The 17,705-nt window shown below is 66.0% G+C and carries 16 protein-coding genes; 8 read left to right on the forward strand and 8 right to left on the reverse strand.

The window, feature by feature from the left end; genetic code table 11:
- The first annotated feature begins 617 nt into the window (after window positions 1–617).
- From ACG3SL_RS03270 to ACG3SL_RS03280, 3 genes are all read left to right on the forward strand, one after another.
- Window positions 618–1,718 carry a putative bifunctional diguanylate cyclase/phosphodiesterase gene (locus ACG3SL_RS03270; RefSeq protein WP_448663710.1) on the forward strand — a complete coding sequence of 367 codons (1,101 nt, stop codon included), beginning with the start codon at window positions 618–620 and terminating at the stop codon, window positions 1,716–1,718.
- Entirely contained in the window at window positions 1,715–4,168 is a 2,454-nt protein-coding gene (locus ACG3SL_RS03275; protein ID WP_448663711.1) for a tetratricopeptide repeat-containing sensor histidine kinase, read from the forward strand. The genes ACG3SL_RS03270 and ACG3SL_RS03275 overlap by 4 nt, the downstream gene beginning before the upstream one ends.
- 68 nt (window positions 4,169–4,236) lie before the next feature.
- On the forward strand, window positions 4,237–4,626 hold the full coding sequence (locus ACG3SL_RS03280; RefSeq protein ID WP_448663712.1) for a response regulator: 390 nt from the start codon (window positions 4,237–4,239) through the stop codon (window positions 4,624–4,626).
- A 15-nt stretch (window positions 4,627–4,641) separates the two neighbouring features.
- On the opposite strand, the gene ACG3SL_RS03285 is transcribed toward ACG3SL_RS03280, so the two are convergent.
- The 4 genes from ACG3SL_RS03285 to ACG3SL_RS03300 all read right to left on the reverse strand — a co-directional run bounded on the left by ACG3SL_RS03285 (window position 4,642) and on the right by ACG3SL_RS03300 (window position 9,005).
- Window positions 4,642–5,931, reverse strand: a complete 1,290-nt coding sequence (locus tag ACG3SL_RS03285) for an MFS transporter (RefSeq protein WP_448663713.1) — start codon at window positions 5,929–5,931, stop codon at window positions 4,642–4,644.
- Between the two features lie 84 nt (window positions 5,932–6,015).
- On the reverse strand, window positions 6,016–6,915 hold the full coding sequence (locus tag ACG3SL_RS03290; RefSeq protein ID WP_448663714.1) for a dioxygenase family protein: 900 nt from the start codon (window positions 6,913–6,915) through the stop codon (window positions 6,016–6,018).
- 75 nt (window positions 6,916–6,990) lie between these two features.
- A complete protein-coding gene (locus ACG3SL_RS03295) occupies window positions 6,991–8,268 on the reverse strand; it encodes an ATP-binding protein (protein ID WP_448663715.1) in 1,278 nt (425 codons plus the stop codon).
- Window positions 8,265–9,005, reverse strand: coding sequence for a response regulator (locus ACG3SL_RS03300; RefSeq protein ID WP_448663716.1), 741 nt, complete (start codon window positions 9,003–9,005; stop codon window positions 8,265–8,267). Before ACG3SL_RS03300 ends, ACG3SL_RS03295 begins: the two co-directional genes overlap by 4 nt.
- Window positions 9,006–9,235: 230 nt before the next feature.
- Between ACG3SL_RS03300 and rpsU the strand changes: the two genes are divergently transcribed.
- From rpsU to cydB, 4 genes are all read left to right on the forward strand, one after another.
- Window positions 9,236–9,442: a 30S ribosomal protein S21 gene (gene rpsU / locus ACG3SL_RS03305; protein WP_019368605.1), complete on the forward strand. Its 207-nt coding sequence runs from the start codon at window positions 9,236–9,238 to the stop codon at window positions 9,440–9,442.
- Between the two features lie 91 nt (window positions 9,443–9,533).
- Window positions 9,534–10,151: an FKBP-type peptidyl-prolyl cis-trans isomerase gene (locus ACG3SL_RS03310; protein ID WP_448663717.1), complete on the forward strand. Its 618-nt coding sequence runs from the start codon at window positions 9,534–9,536 to the stop codon at window positions 10,149–10,151.
- A gap of 105 nt (window positions 10,152–10,256) precedes the next feature.
- The gene (locus ACG3SL_RS03315) at window positions 10,257–11,666 is read left to right on the forward strand and encodes a cytochrome ubiquinol oxidase subunit I (RefSeq protein WP_448663718.1); all 1,410 of its coding nucleotides are present in this window, start codon (window positions 10,257–10,259) and stop codon (window positions 11,664–11,666) included.
- Window positions 11,663–12,667 (forward strand): cytochrome d ubiquinol oxidase subunit II, encoded by a 1,005-nt coding sequence (cydB, locus tag ACG3SL_RS03320; protein ID WP_448663719.1) that lies wholly within the window; start codon window positions 11,663–11,665, stop codon window positions 12,665–12,667. Before ACG3SL_RS03315 ends, cydB begins: the two co-directional genes overlap by 4 nt.
- A gap of 13 nt (window positions 12,668–12,680) precedes the next feature.
- On the opposite strand, the gene ACG3SL_RS03325 is transcribed toward cydB, so the two are convergent.
- On the reverse strand, window positions 12,681–13,454 hold the full coding sequence (locus ACG3SL_RS03325; protein WP_448663720.1) for a metallophosphoesterase: 774 nt from the start codon (window positions 13,452–13,454) through the stop codon (window positions 12,681–12,683).
- A 108-nt stretch (window positions 13,455–13,562) separates the two neighbouring features.
- Complete coding sequence (locus tag ACG3SL_RS03330) at window positions 13,563–13,784, reverse strand: hypothetical protein (RefSeq protein WP_448663721.1); 222 nt, start codon at window positions 13,782–13,784, stop codon at window positions 13,563–13,565.
- Between the two features lie 359 nt (window positions 13,785–14,143).
- Between ACG3SL_RS03330 and ACG3SL_RS03335 the strand changes: the two genes are divergently transcribed.
- Complete coding sequence (locus tag ACG3SL_RS03335; RefSeq protein ID WP_448663722.1) at window positions 14,144–15,220, forward strand: M48 family metalloprotease; 1,077 nt, start codon at window positions 14,144–14,146, stop codon at window positions 15,218–15,220.
- An 8-nt stretch (window positions 15,221–15,228) separates the two neighbouring features.
- Here the strand turns inward: ACG3SL_RS03335 and wecC are convergent, their stop codons facing one another.
- Window positions 15,229–16,527 (reverse strand): UDP-N-acetyl-D-mannosamine dehydrogenase, encoded by a 1,299-nt coding sequence (gene wecC / locus ACG3SL_RS03340; RefSeq protein WP_448663723.1) that lies wholly within the window; start codon window positions 16,525–16,527, stop codon window positions 15,229–15,231.
- Window positions 16,511–17,647, reverse strand: a complete 1,137-nt coding sequence (gene wecB, locus ACG3SL_RS03345) for a non-hydrolyzing UDP-N-acetylglucosamine 2-epimerase (RefSeq protein ID WP_448663724.1) — start codon at window positions 17,645–17,647, stop codon at window positions 16,511–16,513. The genes wecC and wecB overlap by 17 nt, the downstream gene beginning before the upstream one ends.
- Between the last annotated feature and the right edge of the window lie 58 nt (window positions 17,648–17,705).

A 17,705-nucleotide genomic window follows, 5' to 3' on the forward strand; every position in this document is an offset into this window, starting at 1 on the left:
CAGCATGTCTTCGCCGGAAGACACTCCCCTGCCGGCCCGGAAGAAACGAACGGGTTCAGATCGGGCGAATCTCGTTGCCCGTGGCGCCGTCGCGAAAGAACAGGTTGAACGCGAACATGGTTGGTCTCCCTTCGTGCGCATCGGTGCGCGAATCGAATGGTTACCGGGGCGTTAACGATGAATCAACCGTGGTTTGCCGGCAATTCCTGCCGAGCTGGCGCCGCGGGCGCCGTGATTAACGCTTCCTTCAAGCCTCTCAGGGCATTTGCGGAGGCATGTCGGCACAAAAACCGCCCAAGTCGCCCTTCTCCCGAGCCGCTTCTGGCGGGGCCATGGCCATGCCGGAGGCAGCAAACGACGTAACGCAAGCCGTTGGCGAGGAAGGTGTTTTGCCCGAAGGCGAAGCGGGCCATCCCGTGCGCGGGGGCCGGGAGGGGGAAACGGCAATGGGCGCGCAGAGCGTGCGCCGGCACGAGCCCGGCTATTGGCGAATCCTGTGCGTATGCGAGATCGCGAATTTTGCCACCTTGCGCCGCCATCTGGGTCGCCCGCGTGCAGATTCGCTCGTTTTGGACGTTTCGTCGCGAATCACTGCGTTATGCCCTGACGTGCGAATCGTGAACGCGGCGCGCGCGACGATCGAGATCGCGTTCGAGGCGGACACGCCCAAGGCTGCCGCCGCCGTGGTCGACAGCCTGCGCACGGCGTTCCTGCGGATGATCGATATCGACGGCGAGCGGTATCCGTTGCAGATGCAGTTCGGCGTCGCGGCGGCCCCGTCGATCGATTGCGACGAGGTGCGGCTGATCGAGGCGGCGGAGTCGGCGCTCAACCAGGCGCGGGACGAAGGCCGCGTCGTGATGCTCGATCTGTCGCGCGCCGACCTGGCGTTCGACAAGCTCACGCTGATGCGCGAACTGCCCCGCGCGATCGCCGAAGGCGAGATGTTCCTGCAGTATCAGCCCAAGGTGCATGTGCGGCGGCAGAAGATCGCCAGCGCGGAGGCGCTGGTGCGGTGGCAGCACCCGGTCCGCGGGCTCATCCTGCCCGGCGACTTCATTGCCGTTGCCGAAGAGGCCGGCGAGATCGCGTCGCTGACGCTGTGGACGCTGCGGCAGGTTATCACCGACCAGAAGCGGCTGGCCGCCGACGGCTTCGACCTGCGGCTGTTCATCAACATCTCCGGCGTGCTCCTGGCCGATGCCGGTTTCGTGGCCGAGGCGTGCGACATCGTTTCGTCCACCGACGCCAAGCTGGGGTTCGAGATCACCGAGACGGCGGTTATCCGCGATCCGGACAGCGCGATTCGCCACTTGCAGAAATTCGCCGACATCGGCGTCGAGCTGGCGATCGATGATTATGGCGCGGGGCTTTCCTCGCTCGCCTATCTCAAGCAATTGCCGGCGCGCGAGCTGAAGATCGACAAGATGTTCGTGCTCCAGCTCACCAGCAGCAATCGCGATCCGCTGATCGTGCGCTCGACCATCGACCTTGCCCATGCGCTGGAAATGGAAGTCACGGCGGAAGGCGTCGAGACGCCGTCTGCGCTGGCGCTGCTCAGCGTGATGGGCTGCGACATGGTGCAGGGATTCCTGATTTCCCGCCCGCTGGGGTTCGACGCGTTTCGCAAGTTCGTGGCGGAGGACGGCCATCTTGTCGCCGGTGCCGCCGGGCATTCCCCCTTTGCGCGTCCCGAGAGTTTCTGGAAACGGGCGTGATCCGCGCGCGGATATGCCTTGCGCTGCTGGCACTGTTACTGGGATTTGGCGCCAGCCCCTCTTTTGCGGCCGATCCGTCCTTCCCCAAGCCGCTTGAGGCCGCGTTTGCGCGCGTTCTCGACGCGATGGTCTCGGACCCCGCCGAAGCATTGGTCGCTGCCGCAGAGGCGGAGGCCCTGGCGCGGCAATTGCCGGATGCGCGGCAGCGGAACATCGCGCTCGCCACGGCAAAGCGACTGACCGCCGAAGCGATGCTTCGCACCAACCAGTCCAAACGCGCGGTGCCGGTTCTTGCCGAAGGGCTGACGTTGATCGCCTCGATCCCGGAGCCGATCAAGGTGCGCGGCGACCTGCTGATGTCGCAGGGCAACCTGTACATGCTGGAGGACAAGGCGGCGGCGGCGCTGAATGCGTTTCAGCAGGCCTATCGCATCTATGGCCAGATCAAGGATGCGCGCAGCCAGGCACTGGCGCTCCAGAATCTGGGCGCGCTGTACAGCGCGGCGAACGACGATGTCCGCGCCGAGCGCTATTATCAGCAGGCGTCCGAGCTGTCGGGCCGCGACCAGATGCTGTCGCTTTCGATCCACAATAGTCGCGGCAACGTGTTGCTTGCGCTGGAGCGCTATTCCGCTTCCGAGGCGGAGTATCTGGAAGCGCTGCGCATCGCGCGGCAGATGGGCCGGCCGACGCTGGAGGCACGGGTTCTCGCCAATCTGGCGCGGAATCAGGTCGAGGCGCGCGAGCTGGATGCCGCCGATCGCACGATCCGCCGCGGCTTTGCGCTGACCGGCGATGCCAGCGCGATCGGCATGCGGCGCTCGCTGCTCGCAACGGCGGCGCGGCTTGCCGCCGATCGCGGGGACTATGCAAAGGCAGCAAGCTATATCCGGCGCGCGTTCGATGGTGTGGATCTTGCCAAGACCAGCATCGAGTTCCGGACCGAGCATCTCTATGCCTATCGGATTTTCCGAGAGACTGGCGATCTGCCGCTCGCGCTGGCGCATCTGGAGGCGCTGCGTCGGCTGAACGAAGAGGCGGCAAAGGTTGCGACGACGACCAGCGCCGGGCTGATGTCCGCCCGGTTCGACTACGCCCGCCAGGAAGCGCAGATCGCGAACCTGCAACGCGAAGAGGCGGTTCGCACTGCCCGGTTCCAACGCACGCTGTTCCTCAGTATCGGCGGTGCCACGCTGGTCATCATCGCGCTGCTCAGCTTCGGCCTCGTCACGCTGCGCCGCAGCCGCAATCAGGTGCGCGCCGCCAACGTCGTGCTGAACGAAACCAATGTCGCGCTGGAAAAGGCATTGCGCGCCAAGACCGAGTTCCTGGCGACGACCAGCCACGAGATCCGCACGCCGCTGAACGGCATATTGGGCATGACTCAAGTGATGCTGGCGGATTCGACGCTTACCCCGCAGATGCGCGACCGGATCGGCATCGTCCACGACGCCGGCGTCACGATGCGCAGCCTGGTCGACGACATCCTCGACGTGGCCAAGATGGAGACCGGAAACCTGACGGTCGAAGCGGCGCCGATGGACCTGTGCGCGATGCTGACCGATGTGACGCGGATGTGGGAGGAGCAGGCGCGGGCAAAGGGGCTCGGCTTCGACCTGCAACTCAGCCACGCGCCGCAATGGATCCTCAGCGACGCGGCGCGGCTGCGCCAGATCGTGTTCAACCTCCTGTCCAATGCCGTGAAGTTTACTGAAAAGGGCAGCGTCAGCCTGCGGGTGGTTGCGCAAGGGGAGGGGGATATGCGCCGCATCTGCCTGACCGTAAGCGATTCGGGGATCGGCATCCCGCCGGAGAAGTTCGAGGAAATCTTCGAATCGTTCCGCCAGGTGGACACCAGCACCACGCGCCGCTTTGGCGGCACCGGGCTGGGCCTTGCCATCTGTCGCAACCTTGCCCGCGCATTGGGCGGGGAAATCGCCGTGGAGAGTGGCGAGGGCCAGGGATCGCGCTTCACCGTGAACCTGCCGCTCGTTCCGGCCGAGGCGCCGGTGGATGCGCGGGCCAGCGGGCGGGCGGCGGGCGGGATGCTGATCGTCGATCGCAACCCGATCGCGCGTTCGATGCTGCGGACGCTGTTCGAGCCGCGCGTGGAGACGCTCCATTTCGTGCCGAGCGCGGAGGCGGGGCTGGCGGTTCTGGGCGAGGGCGGGATTACGCGATTGCTGGTGGACGAAGCGACGCTGAAGGCGGGCGAGGGCGATCCGCTGGAAGCGTTGCGCGCGCTGGCGCTGGCGGCGGAGGGGGCGACCAGCGCGGTGTTGTGGATGCGCCCGGATACGGAGGAGCACACGCGCCTTCTGGAAACCGGCATCCGCCAGGTTATCGACAAGCCGGTGGCGGGGGCTGCGCTGGTCGCGGCACTCGCACCGCCGGAAGCGGAAATTTCCAAAGCTGACGGCGCAGAGCCGCTTGTTTCGCAGGCGGCTTAGGGCGATAGCACACGCAACATGAAAAAAACGGTCGCGCACATGCCCTATTCCTCTATCGGCGACAGCCGATGAACATCCTTTTCATCGAAGACGATCCGATGAATCGTCGGGTCGTGAAAGACATGCTGGACGTCGCCGGCGCGACGATGGCGGAAGCGAGCTGGGCCGAGGAAGGTCTGGCGCGTATCGACGCCGAGACATTCGATGTCATCCTCGTCGATCTTCGGATGCCGGGAACCGACGGATTCGAAACAATTCGCCAGATTCGCGCCCGCGACGATGCAAAGGGCGAGTTGCCGATCATCGTCGTCACGGCGGATACTGCGGTTGATCTGCGCGAACGGTGCCTGGCGACCGGCGCCGACGACGTGCTGTTCAAGCCGGTGGCGATGGACGCGCTGTTCGATGCGATCGGGCGGGTGCTGGCGATTCGCGGCGGGGGCGGGATCATCGTCTGACGGGCGGGCGAGGCCTCAGTCCTCCTCGATCCGGCTGTGGTCGCGGGTGTCGCGCATCCGCAGATAGGTGATCAGCGACACGCCGATCATCGCGGTCACATACCAGTAGAAGCCGCGCTCCCACCCCGCATCCTTGAACCACAAGGCGACATATTCGGCGGTGCCGCCGAACAGCGCATTGGCCAGCGCATAGGGCAGCGCGACGCCCAGCGCGCGGATGTGGGCGGGGAACATCTCTGCCTTCACCACCGCGTTGATCGAGGTGTAGCCGGTGACGATTACCAGCGCCCCGAACATTAGCAGGAACGCCACGAACGGCGAGCGCACGCCCTCCAGCGCGGCGAAGATGGGGTAGGTGAGGGCGACGCCCAGCACGCCGAATGCGACCATCAGCGGCTTGCGCCCGATCCGGTCGGACAGCGCGCCCGCCAGCGGCTGGATCAGCATGAATCCGAACAGCGCGGCGGCATTGATCTGCGACGCCGTGGCGCGGTCGAACCCGGCGGTGTTGACCAGGAATTTCTGGAGGTAGATCGAATAGGCATAGAAGGCGAGCGTGCCGCCGGCAGTGAGCAGCATCACCACGGCGGCCTCGCGCGGGTGGCTGCGCAGCAATTCCCAGAAGCCTGATTTCTTGGTGGAATCGCGCGCATTCTCGAAGCTCTGCGTCTCCGCCAGCCGCCGCCGCAGCCAGAACACGAAAACCGCAAGCACGCCGCCGATCGCGAACGGGATGCGCCAGCCCCAGGCATCGAGCGCGGCCTCGCTCAGCGTCGCCTGAAGCACCAGCAGCACGAGCAGCGCTACGAGCTGGCCCGAGATCAGCGTGACATATTGGAAGCTGGAGAAGAATCCCCGGTGCCGCTTGCCGGCCATTTCGGACAGATAGGTCGCGCTGGCGCCATATTCGCCGCCGACCGACAACCCCTGCATCAGCCGGGCGAGGACGAGCAGCACCGGCGCGGCGGTGCCGATCGTCTCATACCCCGGCGTCAGCGCAATGATGAGCGATCCCGCGCACATCAGCGAGACTGAGAGGGTCAGCCCGGCCTTGCGCCCCTGGCGATCGGCATAGATGCCCATCAACCAGCCGCCCACCGGCCGCATCAGGAAGCCGACGGCGAACACCGCCGCGGCGTTCAGCAACTGCGCGGTCTGGTCGCCCTTGGGAAAGAAATGCGGCGCGAAGTACAGCGTGAACGCCGAATAGGCGTACCAGTCATACCATTCGACCAGATTGCCCGCCGAACCGCCCAGGATCGAGCGCAGGCGGTGGCGGGGGGCGGTGGGGGCGGGCGTCTGCATCGCACGACTATAGCAACGCCCCGCGCGCCGGGAAGTGACCCTCCCGTCACCTCGGCACGCGGGGCGCCCACCGCGGGTGGAGGGTTAGCGCGCAATCCCGATCGTGGCGGTGCCGGTGTAGCCATTGGCCACGCTGCCGTTCACATTCGGGGTCTGCTGCGCAATCTGGGCGCTGGTGTTGTCACCGAACACATTGTCGCTGTTGATCGACACGCCGGCGAAATTGGCGATGCTGCTCGTGTACCCGCTGGCGCCGTTATACACCGTCGAGCAGGCGGCGCTGGGCATTGCCAGCTGCGAGATCAGCGTGGCGTAGCGCCCGCTGGTCGCGTTGGCGAGGCTGGAGAACACTTCGAAATGGATGTGGGGCCAGCGCCCGGCGTAGCAGCCGGGGAAGATGGTAGTGAACGTCACCTGGCCATTGGCGTCGGTCACGCCGACTCCGCGCAGATAGCTTTCCGCCGGCAGATCGTAGAGCGAGTATTTGCCCGCCCGGTCGCAATGCCAGATGTAGATCGCATAGCCAGCGAGCGGCGCGCAGGCCGTGTTTACGTCCACGAGCGTCAGCGTGAGGGTGAGCGTGACCCCGGCGGCGGTGGTGGTCGACGATCCAATGAAGCTGGACCGGATGTCGCTGCGCACGACGTTGGATGCGGTCAGCGCGTTCGAGGTGAGGCCGCTCGACGTGTTGGTGCCGTCCGCCGGATAGGGGCCGTTGGTTTCGGTCGGATCGACGACACAGGCCGTGCTGGTCGCGCTCGGCGTCGGCGTGGCGGTGGCGCCGGGCGTAGGCGTTGCCGTCGTGCTGGGCGTGGGGGTCGCGGTGACCACGCTGCCCGCCGAGCCGCCGCTGTCGCACGCGCTCAGCAACATGCCCGTGCCGGCTCCGGCAAACCAGCGCAGCGCATGACGACGATTGGAAAGCGCCGTCATGGCCATCAGGTCATGGGACAAGCCCTCATCATGGTCGTCGTGTTGCGGCATCCGGGTCTCCTTGGCGGCGGAGTCCCGTTTCGGCACCTTTGCACACCGGCGGATTTCGCCGTGTGCCGTAATGTTTCACTGCGTGGCAAATTCCGTCGGCAGCGCCACGCGCACCCGTCCGCCGCCCGCCGGCCGGTTTTCCAGCTGGACCGTGCCGCCATGCCCGCTGGCGATCGCGCGCACGATGGCGAGGCCCAGCCCGGTGCCGCCGGTCGCGCGGTTGCGTGATGCCTCGCCGCGCACAAAGGGGGCGAACAGCGCTTCGGTTTCGGTCGGGAACCCCGGCCCTTCGTCATCGACCAGCACTTCGGCGACGGTCCCGTTCAGAGTCCAGGACAGGCAGGCATGGTCGCCATAGCGCACGGCATTTTCGATCAGATTGCCGAACAACCGCCGTAGCGCCGCCGAATCGCCGCGCATCACCACGCGGGGGCCGCCGGCGGTCTCTACCGGGCGGCCGGCGGCGGCCTGGTCGTCGGCGAGGCTTTCGATCAGGCTGCCCAGGTCGAGCCGGCCGTGCGGCACGATGTTGCTGTCTTCGCGGGTAAACCGCAGCGCGGCGCCCAGCATCTCGCGCATCTCGGCAATATCGGCGTTCGCCCGTTCGCGCGCGGCATCGGGCAATTGCTCGACCCAGAAGGCGATGCGCGACAGCGGGGTGCCCAGATCATGGGTGATTGCGGCGAGCATCGCCGAACGGCCTTCGGCCTGTTGCAGGATGCGCTCCTGCATCGCCTCCAGCGCGCCGGCCAGTTCGCGGACTTCGCGCGGGCCATCCAGCGGGATGACCGAGCGTGACCCGATCCGCGCCTGCGTCGCAGCTTCGGCGAGGTTGCGGATCGGCCGTGAGATGCGGCGCGCGACGGCCCAGGCGAAGAGCGACAACAGCGCGATCGTGGCGAGCATGATCGACAGGCGCCGCACATGCCAGGCGGTGAAGACCGGACGCGGCTGGCTGGCGGCGACCACCCAGCCCTTGCCGGTCTGCAATGCCACGGTGAAGCTGCCGCGCAGATCCTCGCTCGGATCGCGCGCGGGAAAGAGATAGAAGCCGCGCACGCGATCGGCGGGCACGCCGATCCGGTCCGCGATCGCCGCGTCGCGGGCGCTGGACGGCTGTTCGTCCGGGCGGCCAAAGGCATCGCCTGCGACGGTCGTCAGCGTCATGCGCTGTGCCGTGCGCTCGTCCAGATGCCCTGTGCGCAGCGCCTGCGCGACGCGCTCCAGCGGCACCGGGCCGACGCCGGGCGGGGGGCCATTGAACATGATCATGAACTGGAACGCGGTTCCCGCCAGCGCTGCCGCGATCACCAGCAACACGATCGGGACGACGATCGACCGGGCGCGCCTCACTTCTGCGTCACTTCGGCTACGAACATATAGCCTTCGTTGCGGATCGTGCGGATCAGGTCTTCGGCGCCGGGGCGGGCCAGTTTCTTGCGCAGCCGGCTCATCTGGACGTCGATCGCGCGGTCGAAATGCTCCGCCATCGGCCCGCGCGACAGATCGAGCAGCGCGTCGCGCGTCAGCACCCGGCGGGGCCGCTCGACCAGCGCGAGCAGCAGGCGGAACTCGCCGTCGGACAGGTTGATGACGACGTCTTCCGGATCGTACAGTTGTCGCCCGACGGCATCGAGCCGCCAGCCGGCGAATCGCATATAGTGGCGATCGGGTACGCCGCGCGTGACGGCGCCGCGCTGCGTACTGCGCCGCATCACTGCGCGGATGCGGGCGAGCAGCTCGCGCGGGTTCACCGGCTTTACCAGATAATCGTCGGCACCCATTTCCAGCCCGACGATCCGGTCGATGTCCTGGCCGATCGCTGACATCATCACGACGGGCGGCCCGGAGTCGCGATCCATCCCGCGCAGGATCGACAGCCCGTCCTCGCCCGGCATCATCACGTCGAGCACGACAAGGGCATAGTCATGTTTGTCGAGCGCCGCGCGCATCTCGGCTCCGCCCGACGCGGTATCGACGATATAGCCATGCTGCGACAGGAAGCCGGCAGTCAGTTCCCGTATGCCGGGATCGTCATCGACGATGAGCAGGCGAGTCTCTAGGTCCACGGCGTGTGCAAGCTGGGTCATCCGATGGGGGTGGACGCGTAACCTATCGGGCAGGTTGCGGCGCTGCAACGCTGTGTAATGTTCGCAGCTGTGGCCCGTTTGCCACATCCGGTCGGGTCCTGATGCGGGGCGGTTGTGACTCTTTGGCTTGAAAAGCGGGGTTTCGCCTGATAGGGCGCCCCTCAACGATCGCGACCTCGTGTCTCGGCGAACCCTGTTCTATTGAATCAAGATCGGAGCTGTACGGCCTTATGCAAATCATCGTTCGCGACAACAACGTCGATCAGGCACTGCGCGCACTCAAGAAGAAGCTGCAGCGTGAAGGCGTGTATCGTGAGATGAAGCTGCGCCGCCACTACGAGAAGCCCAGCGAGAAGCGCGCCCGCGAGCGTGCCGCTGCGGTTCGCCGCGCGCGCAAGCTGGAGCGCAAGCGCGTCGAGCGCGACAGCGCCCGGTAATAAATAAGGCCACGGACCCCGCCGGAGCACCGGCGGGGCGTGTGTTTTGTGACTTGTCGGATGGCGCGCCATCCGTGCTGGAGCATTATCGATGTCCGTGACTGCCGTTCCGCTTCAGCCCGTCAAGCGTGCATATAAGGTGTGGCTTGGCGTCGGTGTCGTCGCTGCAGCCGCGCTGGCGCTTGCGCTCGCCTGGCACGGGACGCGCGCGCAGGTCGCCGCGAAGGGCACGAACGAACAGTTCCTTGCCTGGAACAAGGGCCAGCCGGGCGTCGTGACTCTGCCGTCGGGCGTCGAGTATCTGGTGCTCAAGCCCGGCACGGGCCCCAATCCTTCGGACGGCGATTATGTCGTCGCCAGCTATGTCGGCAAGCTCCGCGACGGCACGGTCTTCGATCGCAGCGAGCGCCCGATGCCGTTCCCGCTGCAGCCGGGTTCGGCAATTCCGGGCTTCCTGGAATCGCTGAAGCATGTCCAGACGCAGGGCAAGTATCGCTTCTGGCTTCCCGCTGCCCAGGCCTATGGCGAAAATCCGCCGCCGGGCGCGCCCATCCCGGCCAATGCAGTGCTGGTGTTCGACGTCAGCGTCGAGCGCATCCTGCCGGCCGCCGTCGTCCAGCAGATGATGATGCAGCAGATGATGCAGCAGCAGCAACAGGGTGGCGCCGGCGCCCCGCCGCAGGGCGCTCCGCAGCCCGGCGGGCAATAAGCGTCTGAGACAAGCTATGTAGACTAAAGTATAGGGGTCGGCATCGCCGGCCCCTATTGCGTTGTAGGCGCGTGGGGCGCACCTCTGGTCCAGAGGGAGCCGCCCATGTTCGACGCATTCGATCCCGTCCTGCTGGCCCGCATCCAGTTCGCCTTCACGGTGAGCTTCCACTTCTTTTTTCCCGCCTTCACGATCGGACTGGCGAGCTATCTGCTCGTCCTGGAGGCCCTGTGGCTGCGCACGGGGCGCGAGGAGTTCCTCGACCTGTTCCGCTTCTGGGTGAAGATCTTCGCCGTCGTGTTCGCGATGGGCGTGGTGTCGGGCATCGTCCTTTCCTACCAGTTCGGCACCAACTGGTCGGTCTTTGCCGACAAGACCGGGCCGGTGATCGGCCCGCTGATGGCGTATGAAGTGCTGACCGCCTTCTTCCTCGAGGCCGGGTTCCTAGGCGTGATGCTGTTCGGGATGGAGAAAGTGGGTCCCCGGCTCCACCTTGCGGCGACGGCGATGGTGGCGCTGGGCACCTTCATTTCCGCGTTCTGGATCTTGTCGGCGAACAGCTGGATGCACACGCCCGTAGGCTATGTGGTCAATGCGCGGGGCCAGTTCGTGCCCAGTGACTGGCTGACGGTGATCTTCAACCCCAGCTTTCCCTATCGGCTGGTCCATACGGTGATTGCCGCGTACCTGACCACTGCCTTCGCCGTGGGCGCCTCGGCGGCGTGGCACCTGCTGCGCGATCCGAAGAATGCGCGTGCGCGCATCATGTTCTCGATGGCGATGTGGATGGCGGCGCTGGTCACGCCGGTACAGATCCTCGCGGGCGACCAGCACGGGATCAACACGCTGGAGCATCAGCCCGCCAAGGTCGCGGCGATGGAGGGGCATTTTCAAAGCCACCCGGACGGTGCGCCGCTGATCCTGTTCGGGCTGCCCGACCAGCGGGCGCAGCGCGTCGACTATGCGGTGTCGATACCGAAGCTGTCGTCGCTGATCCTCAAACATGATCCCAACGCCCCGCTGGCGGGGCTGGATGTAGTGCCGCGCGATCGGCAGCCGCCGGTGGCGATCGTGTTCTGGGCATTCCGGATCATGGTCGGCATCGGCATGCTGATGCTGTTGTTGGGGCTATGGAGCCTGATCGCGCGGTGGCGGGGCAAGCTGTACGACTGGCCCTGGCTGCACCGGTTCGCGCTCGTGATGGGACCATCGGGGTTCGTCGCGGTGCTGGCGGGGTGGGTGACTACTGAGAGCGGGCGACAGCCCTTCACCGTCTATGGCCTGCTGCGCACTGCCGACAGCGCGTCGCCGCTGGCGGCGCCGGCGGTGGGCGCATCGCTGGTCGCATTCATCCTGGTGTACTGCATCGTCTTCGGCTTCGGCATCTTCTACATTCTCAAGCTGATCGCGAAGGGCGTGCAGGTGCACGAGCCCGATACCCCGCGCGATGCCCCGATCCGCACCGCAGGCATCGTCCCCGGTCCCGCGCAGCCGAACAGCGAGCAGCAGCCATGAACCCGGACCCCATGCTGGCCACGATCTGGGCATTTCTGATCGCGTTTGCCGTGTTCGCCTATGTCGTGATGGACGGGTTCGACCTGGGAATCGGCATCCTGTTCCCCACGCTGAAAGGCACGGAACGCGACCGCGCGATGAACTCGATCGCGCCGCTGTGGGACGGGAACGAGACGTGGCTGGTGCTGGGCGGGGGCGGATTGTTCGCCGCGTTCCCGCTGGCCTATGCGATCCTGATGCCGGCGCTGTACCCGCTCATCATCGCGATGCTGCTCGGGCTGGTGTTTCGCGGCGTGGCGTTCGAGTTCCGGTGGCGCGATCCGGCGCATCGGCGGTGGTGGGACGTCGGCTTTACGCTGGGATCGCTCACCGCCGCGCTGGCGCAGGGAATCGCGCTGGGCGCGATCCTGCAGGGGATCAAGGTGTCCGGCCGCGCCTATGCCGGGGGCTGGCTCGACTGGCTTTCGCCGTTCAGCCTGCTGACGGGGCTGAGCCTGGTCGCGGGCTATTGCCTGCTCGGCGCCTGTTGGCTGATCTGGCGTACCGAGGGCGAGGGGCAGGCGCATGCACGGCGGCTGGCGGGTCGGTTTGGCATCGTGCTGCTGGTGGCGATCGCGCTGGTGAGCCTGGCGACGCTGACGCTGAGCGGCGATTATGTCGCGCGGTGGCTTGCGTTTCCGGGGGTGCTGCTGACGGCGCAGGTGCCGCTGCTGGTCGCGATCCTGGCGGTGCTGTTCTGGCGGGCACTGGCGCGCAACGCCGAGGTGACGCCGCTGCTACTCGCGCTGGGGATGTTCCTGCTCAGTTTTCTGGGACTGGGTATCAGCCTGTTCCCGAACATGATCCCGCCCGGCGTGACCATCCTGGATGCAGCCGCGCCGGCGATCAGCCAGGGATTCATGCTGGTGGGGGCGGTGGTGCTGATCCCGGTGATCCTGGGCTATACCGGATGGGCCTATTGGGTGTTTCGCGGCAAGGTGGGCGAAGCGGGGTATCACTGAGTGCGGCGGCGCGTCAGGCGCCTGCATACTCCGCGGTGTCGAGGACCCAGCGTTCCTGCCCCTCGAACCCCATCGCGGTCAGCTTGCCGCTGACATAGGCGCCGGTGTCCAGCCCGATGCGGTGCGGGCCGATCTCCACGCTTTCCGAGATCGTGTGGCCGTGGACGATGATCTTTTCCAGCGGGCGGCGATGGTTGAGGAACTCGTCGCGAATCCAGCGCAGCTGCTGCGGCTTTTGCAGCGCCAGCGATTCGCCGGGGTGCACGCCGGCATGGACGAACGCATAGTCGCCCACGACGATCAGGTCCTCGCACTGCTCCAGAAACGCGACGTGCGCGGGCGGGATCGCTGCCTGCAGCATGTCGAGCAACTCGGGATAGTCGCAATTCTGATAGGTCTGTTCGGACAGGCCGTAGCTGAGAATCGTTTCGCGTCCGCCGATTCGGCAGAAGAACGCCAACGCTTTCAAGTCGCCGCGAATCGATTTCAGAAATACTTCTTCGTGATTGCCCAGCAGGCAGCGCGTCGTGGGGCGCTCGCGCGTCACCTGGATGGCACGATCGATCACCTGGGCGGAGGCGGGGCCGCGATCGACCAGATCGCCGAGAAAGATGATGCTCGTTTCCGCCGGGCCACGGGACGATTCGTCCTGGGCGATCTGTGCGAGCAGGGCGTCGAGCAGGTCCAGGCGACCATGGATATCGCCGATGGCGTAGATGCGCTGGGCTGGCGGAATCGATCCGGTCAGCTTCTGCCTGGAGCGGCCACCGAGAAATTTTGAGAGCATGTACAAACGTGCCGATCGGATGAACCGATGATAGGTTCCGGCGGACTTGACCGGAAACAAAAGTGGCGGCCAATGGCCGCCACTTCGTAACTGGACTAACCGTTCAGCTTAGTTGCTGTCGGGCTTGTCGTCGTTGTTTGCGATCGCGACTGCGCCGCCGACGATTGCGGCAGTAGCAATCAGGCCGATGATGATGGCCGGAGCCAGCTCATTGCCCTTCTTGCTTGCCGTCGAAGCGCGCGACAGCGACAGCTTGGAGGCCGGAGCCGCCATGACCGGCGTCGCCGCCATCGTAACAACGGCAGCTGCCGTCAGAAGCTTGGAAAACATATTATACTCCCTCTTCGAGCTCCGGTGCTCTCGTCCAACCGCCCTATGGCATAGGAGCCGGTTGGCCGCAACACCACTTCAATTTCAGACCAATACAAGTTTACTGTAGTGGCCTGAACGCAACACTGGTTCGGTTGATCCGAACTCACACTCACAACCGCCGACCCGTGCTGCAAGCGAAACAATATATAGCGCGCCGCAGCATTATCGCCAAGGGGGTTAACGATTGATGCAGTCGGAAGCTGCATGAATCACGACCAACGTCAAAAGATTCTGTGCACGGCACATTCTGTCACGGCCCATGATCCATCGTGTTGAGCGGCATCGGTTTTAGCAAGGATGCGGGTCCGGGATCGACGATGGCAAATCGTACACGGGCGATCTATGCAGGCGGCATGGTAACATCCCCGCGTATCCGCGTCGTCATCGCCCTGTTCACCTGCGCGCTAGTGGGCGTGCCGCCGGCCGTGGCGGTGCCGGCCGAGGATTCCGCAAGTGCCCGTGTTTTCGAGGAAATCCGTGCGGCGGACATGCAGTTGGCGATGGTTGGGTGGCGACTGGCATCGGCCAACGTGGGACTTTGCGACCGGCTGGAGGCGGGGACCGGGCTTCAGATCCATACGCTCGACCAGTTCGATACCGGCGATCGCGAGGCTGCGCGCGCTCATTTCCATTTTGCCACGCCGACAGCGATCGAGGGCGTGATCCCCGGCAGCCCGGCGGACCGCGCCGGGCTGCGCGCGGACGATTCGCTGGTGCGGTTCGGACCCGTCGATATTGCGGCGCTGCCAGGCGAACCCGGCACGACAAAGCGCCTCGTGGCGACGCAACTCGCACTTGCAGCATTGCCGGCAGGCGCGCCAGTGACGGTGGAGATACTTAGAGGCGGGGCGCCCGTCCAAGTAACGGTCACGCCTGTTGCCGCCTGTAAATCGCGGTTCGAGTTGTTGTTGGGGCGCGGCTACAATGCTTCCGCGGACGGAACGATGGTCCAGATCGGGGCGCGATTCCTGGATTATCCGGCCGATCAGCTTGCCGCTGTGGTAGCGCATGAATTCTCCCACAATATCCTGCACCACCGCGACCGGCTCGAGGCGCGCGGCGTCAATTGGGGACTCTTGTCGGGGCTGGGCGCGAACGTGAAGTATTTCCGCCAGACCGAGATTCAGGCGGATCTGCTGTCGCTCTATCTGCTGACCAATGCGGGCTATGATCCGCGCGGGGCGACGGCCTTCTGGAACCAGTTCGGGCCGAGCAAGGCAGGCGGATTCCTGCGCAGCCGTTCGCACCCGCACTGGCGCGATCGGGTGCGGACGATGGAGGCCGAAATTGCCCGGATCGCGGCCAATCCGGCGCGCCCGGCGATGCCCGCGCTGCTGGCCGACCGCGACAAGCCGCTCGACGGCGACTGGCAATCGATCCTGATCACCAAGTAGCGGCTCTCTCAGCTAGCGAGTCGCAGCCCCTCGGTCAACGGGGCGGGGCGGGGCTGGTCCGGCCAGATGCCGCGCGTGTCATAGACCTGCTTGCCCGCGCGCTCGTCGAGCGGGATCGATCGGAAGATATCGTGGTCGACCAGCACGATCATCGCGTCGCATTCCTCCAGCGCGGTATCGACGTCGATCAGCACTGCCCCGGTGGCGGCGAGCGCGGGGGGCAGGGCGCTGGCATAGGGCTCGACGATGGCGATCCGATCGCCGAAGCGCTCGGCCAGCGCGGTCGCGACCTTGAGCGCGGGGCTCTCGCGGAAATCGTCGATATTGGCCTTGAACGCCAGGCCCAGGCACGCGACGCGGCTGCGCGGGTGTGCCGCGACCATCTCGATCGCGCGGGCGACGACATGCGCGACCTTGCCGTCGTTGACTTCGCGTGCAGTGCGGATCAGCGGGGTCTGCTCGGGCGCGGCGCTGACCAGGAACCACGGGTCGACCGCGATGCAATGCCCGCCGACGCCCGGGCCGGGCGACAGGATGTTGACGCGCGGATGGCGGTTGGCGAGCCGGATGACTTCCCACACGTCGACGCCCATCCGGTCGGCGACCAGCGACAATTCGTTGGCGAAGGCGATGTTGACGTCGCGGAAGGCGTTTTCCGACAGCTTGGTCATCTCGGCCGCCTTGGCCGTGGTGGTGACGCAGGCGCCGCGGACGAAGCGCCGATAGAATTGCAAAGCCTTGCGCGCGCAGCGGGGCGTGATGCCGCCGATCACGCGATCATTGTCGATCAGCTCGACCAGGATGCGCCCCGGCAGCACGCGTTCGGGGCAATAGGCGATCGCCACGTCGGCGCTGCCGCTGCAATGGCCGGGAATGCGCAAGTCGGGGCGCAGCTCCGCCAGCAGCGCCGCGACCTTTTCGGTGGTGCCGACCGGCGAGGTGGATTCTAGGATCACCACGTCGCCCGTCTTCAGCACGGTCGCAAGCGTGGTCGCCGCCTGGAGGACATAGCCGATATCGGGCGCGTGGTTTTCGCCAAAGGGTGTCGGCACGGCGATGACGAACACGTCGCTCGGCTCGATCTGGAGCGAGGCGCGCAGGCTGCCGCGCGCGACGACGCCCGATACCAGGCCGTCCAGGTCGATTTCCTCGATATGGACCTTGCCCGAATTGATCGTGTCGACGACATGCTCGTGGACATCGACGCCCAGCACCCGCGCGCCGGTGCGCGCGATCACCGCCGCCGTGGGCAGGCCGATATAGCCGAGGCCGAGTACCGCGACCTTGAGCTCAGAGTCCGAAACCATGTGCGACGATCCCCGCAATCCGTGCCGCAGCATGGCCGTCGCCGAACGGATTGTGGGCGCGCGCCATGGCGGAATAGGCCGTGGGTACGTCCAATAGGGTTGAGATTTCGGAAACGATCCGGGCCGGATCGGTGCCGACCAGCTTTGCGGTGCCCGCGACGACGCCTTCGGGGCGCTCGGTGGTTTCGCGCATTACCAGCACCGGCTTGCCGAGCGCGGGCGCTTCCTCCTGGACGCCGCCCGAATCGCTTAGCACCAGTTCGGCCATCCCCAGCGCGCGGATGAAATGCGGATAATCGAGCGGGTCGATGCGGGCGATGTTGGGGCGATCGCCGAGCATCGTTTCCATGACCGTCACGACATTGGGATTGGGGTGCATCGGGAAGAGGATGGCAGTGTCGGGCCGATCGGCGATGCGCCCGATCGCAGTGGCGATGCCGGTCATCCCGTCGCCGAAATTCTCGCGCCGGTGCGTCGTTACCAGCACGATGCGCTTGCCGGCAAACCGCGCGGCGATGGCGTCGAGCCCGGCGGCGAGGGCGGGATCGGCCTCGATCCGCGCCCGCGTGGCGTGGAGCGCGTCGATTACGGTGTTCCCGGTTACATGGATCGTCGCCGGATCGATATTCTCTCGGCGCAGCGCCGCCGCCGCCGTTTCGGTCGGCGCGAAATGCTGGTCGGCGATCGGCGCGACGATGCGGCGGTTCACTTCCTCGGGCCAGGGCTGGTAGATGTCGCCCGAGCGCAGCCCCGCCTCGACATGGCTTACCGGCACCTTGTGGTAATAGGCCGTCAGCGCACCGACCATCGCAGTCGCGGTGTCCCCCTGCACGATCACGCGATCGGGCCGTTCGGACTCCATCACGCGGCCCAGACCGGTGAGCAGCCGTGCGGTCAGTTCCTCAAGCGACTGGCCTGGCGTCATTACGTCCAGGTCGATGTCGGCGGTGATACCAGCGATGTCGAGCACCTGATCGAGCAGGCCGCGATGCTGCGCGGTGACGCAGGTGCGGACCTGAAGGCCCGGAACCGCCGCCAGGGCCCCGACGACCGGGAAGAGCTTGATCGCCTCTGGCCGGGTGCCGAAAACGATCAGAATGCGTTTGCTGTCTGCCATCATGGGGCGAGCATAGCGCATTCCGGTCACCGAGTGGTTACGTTCGCGCCAATTGCCTAAG

The organism is Sphingomonas degradans (assembly GCF_053502645.1).